Source organism: Rhodococcus sp. P4_B6, assembly GCF_056402215.1.
Genome location: NZ_JBFUHV010000362.1, coordinates 1 through 3,238, shown reverse-complemented (window position 1 = coordinate 3,238; position 3,238 = coordinate 1). Strand labels below are relative to the sequence as shown.

Annotated in this window: 3 protein-coding genes and 1 pseudogene; 1 reads left to right on the top strand and 3 read right to left on the bottom strand. The window is 64.3% G+C overall.

The window, feature by feature from the left end; genetic code table 11:
* Positions 1–160 (top strand): annotated as a pseudogene (locus AC1DWT_RS50370) (IS6 family transposase); the annotation flags it as partial.
* Positions 161–309: 149 nt separating this feature from the next.
* On the opposite strand, the gene AC1DWT_RS50365 reads toward AC1DWT_RS50370, so the two are convergent.
* The 3 genes from AC1DWT_RS50365 to fgd all read right to left on the bottom strand — a co-directional run.
* Positions 310–672, bottom strand: coding sequence for a WhiB family transcriptional regulator (locus AC1DWT_RS50365; protein WP_206015777.1), 363 nt, complete (start codon positions 670–672; stop codon positions 310–312).
* Entirely contained in the window at positions 672–2,333 is a 1,662-nt protein-coding gene (gene pgi, locus AC1DWT_RS50360) for a glucose-6-phosphate isomerase (protein WP_206015776.1), read from the bottom strand. The genes AC1DWT_RS50365 and pgi overlap by 1 nt, the downstream gene beginning before the upstream one ends.
* A partial coding sequence (gene fgd / locus AC1DWT_RS50355; protein ID WP_477926180.1) for a glucose-6-phosphate dehydrogenase (coenzyme-F420) occupies positions 2,330–3,238 on the bottom strand: 909 nt, incomplete at its 5' end. The genes pgi and fgd, both read right to left, overlap by 4 nt.

Below are 3,238 nucleotides of genomic sequence, written 5' to 3'. Positions count from 1 at the left end.
CGCCTCACCCGGACAGACGCAACGGTTCCTGTCCGCGTTCTCCGGCATCACGGGGCACTTCCAGCTGCGGCGGCACATGTTGTCGGCATCCGACTGGCGTCGCGAGATGACGGACCGCTTCGCGGTGTGGCGCGAAATCACCGCGGCCGCCACCGCTGCCCGAACAACGCACCCAGCCAATAAATTCCGGGCAGAGGCGAGCCCAAACCGCCTGCGCCGCTGCGACTATCACTCAAGTTGACGTGCCCTATAAGTGGTGCGTGGTCCGCGAGCGAGCTTTTTCAGCCGCACAGACCGCGACTCGTATCGCTACTGGGTTGTTGTAGAAGTGCGTGCACAGCAGATGACCGCAACGTCCGGTCTCGGCTTCATTTCCCGGCCGGATGGAAGCTGGTGGGCATCCACGTCCCGCGGCCGTTGGAGCGTCCTGCGCTCATCCTCGGTGTAGCCGCCCCAGATTCCGTGGCTCTCACGTGCCTCGAGGGCGTGGTCGAGGCACTGTGTACGTACGGGACACCGTCGGCAGACCTGTTTGGCAGCACGGATGCGACTCGAACGGGGATCACCGCGTTCATTGTCGGCATAGAAGAACACCGACGGGTCGGCATCTCGGCACGCGGCAGACAATTGCCAATCCCACGACTCTGCGATCGGCGACGGAAGCCGCAACATTAATGCAGGCAACTGCGTTCCCCTCTCGCTAGCCGGTACGCGCGAATCAACCCGGCGGTGGAGCTGTCCCCAACGTAGGCGGCGCCGTCTGGGTCCCAGAGAGCGGAACCCAATTCCAGAGCCGATGTCTTGCCGAGCTCGACCCCCCACTGGTCGAACGAGTCGATGCCCCACACGATTCCTTGCACGAAGACCTGGTGTTCGTACAAGGCGATCAGCTGTCCGAGGGTCGACGGTGTGAGCTTCGTGCCCAGGATCGATGTCGACGGCCGGTTTCCCGGCATCACCTTGTGCGGGACGAGTTCGGGAGGTGTTCCATCGGCGGTGACCTCAGCAGCGGTTTTTCCGAATGCCAGAACCTTGGACTGGGCGAGCATGTTCGCCGTCAGCACACCATGCATCGATCCCTCGCCATCGAGCGTGGGCAGGTCCTCGATCGGCCGCGCGAACCCTATGAAATCCACCGGAATCAACCGGGTTCCCTGGTGCAGTAATTGATGGAATGCGTGCTGACCGTTGGTACCGGGCTCACCCCAGAACACCTCACCCGTCGCCGCACCAACGGGAGTCCCGTCCGCCCGTACCGACTTGCCGTTCGATTCCATCGCCAGTTGCTGCAGGTACGCCGGGAACCGCACGAGGTCGTTCGAGTACGGCAGCACCGCGCGTGAATCGGCGCCGAAGAAGCTGGCATACCAGACGCCCAGCAGACCCAGGAGGACAGGCGCATTCGACTCGATGGGGGCCGTGCGGAAGTGCATGTCGAGCTGGCGCATGCCGTCGAGGAATTCCGCGAAGCGTTCTCGTCCGATGGCGGCCATCACCGCCAGCCCGACGGCCGAACCCACCGAATACCGTCCCCCGACCCAATCCCAGAACCCGAACGTGCTCTCCGAATCGATACCGAAGGCGGCCACCCGTACTGCATTGGTCGAGACGGCCACGAAATGATGCCGGACCGCGTCTTCACCGAGCGTCTCGGTGAGCCACCTACGGGCCGCCTGCGCGTTGGTCATGGTCTCCAACGTCGAGAACGTCTTGGAGACCACGACGAACAGCGTGCTGGCGGGATCGAGGTCCGACAGCGTCGACACCAGATCCGCGGGGTCGACATTCGACACGAACCGCACCTCGGGTCCGTCTACATAGTGGCGCAGCGCGCGGTAGACCATGGCCGGGCCAAGATCCGAGCCACCGATGCCGATATTCACGACCGTTTGGATGGGCTGACCGGTGACGCCGCGCCAGTCACCGGACCGGATCCGGTCGGTAAACGCACCCATCCGATCCAACACATGGTGGACATCGCTGACGACATCCTGCCCGTCCACCATCAGGGTGACACCGCGGCGTTCTCGCAGCGCTGTATGCAAGACTGCTCGATCTTCGGACACGTTGATGTGCGCACCGGCGAACATCGCGTCCCGCTGCTCCTCCACCCCGGCGGCGCAGGCGAGGTCGAGGAGTAGACCGAGGGTTTCACGGGTCACCCGGTGCTTGCTGTAGTCCACATACAAGTCACCGGCGGTGACGGTGAGGTCTTTGCCGCGGTGCGGGTCGGTGTCGAACAGCTCCCGCAGATGCAGCGCCGCGACCGCCTGCTGGTGATCGGTGAGCTTCTTCCACAGCGGGTTTCGGGTGACGTCGATGACCGTGGTCATGGCAGTGCTCGCAGCCGCGGGGCGAGATCTTTCTCGAACAGCTCCAGGAACCGCTTCTGATCGTGCCCGGGAGCGTGGAACACCAGGTGATTGAGCCCGGCATCGAGATACGGGCGGATCTGCGCCACCGCCTCATCCGGATCCGACGCCACGATCCACCGCTTCGCGACCTGCTCGATCGGTAACGCATCCGCCGCCTTCTCCATCTCGATCGGATCCTCGATCGAATGCTTCTGCTCCGGCGTCAACGACAACGGCGCCCAGAACCGCGTGTTCTCGAGCGCCAACTCCGGATCCGTGTCGTACGAAATCTTGATCTCGATCATCTTGTCGATCTCCGCCACATCCCGGTCGGCCTTGGCCGCCCCCTCCGCGACCGCCGGCATCAACTTCTCCGTGTACAACTCCATCCCCTTACCGGACGTGCAGATGAACCCGTCACCACTGCGACCGGCGTACCGGGCCACCACCGGACCACCCGCGGCGATGTACACCGGGATCCCACCCTCCGGCACGTCGTAGATCGACGCCCCCTTCGTGGAGAAATAGTCGCCCTCGAAATCGACCCGGTCACCCAACCAGAGCTCCCGCATCAACCGGACCGCCTCCCGCAGCCGCGCGAACCGCTCCTTGAACTCCGGCCACTCCCCCGCAAAACCGGTCGCGATCTCGTTCAGCGCCTCACCGGTACCCACCCCGAGCATGATCCGCCCCGGATACAGACACCCCATCGTGGCGAACGCCTGCGCCACCACCGCCGGGTTGTACCGGAACGTCGGCGTCATCACCGACGTCCCCAACTGCAACCGCTCCGTCCGCTCCCCCACCGCCATCATCCACGCCAGCGAGAACGGCGCATGACCACCCTCGTGCCGCCACGGCTGGAAATGATCCGACACCGACCG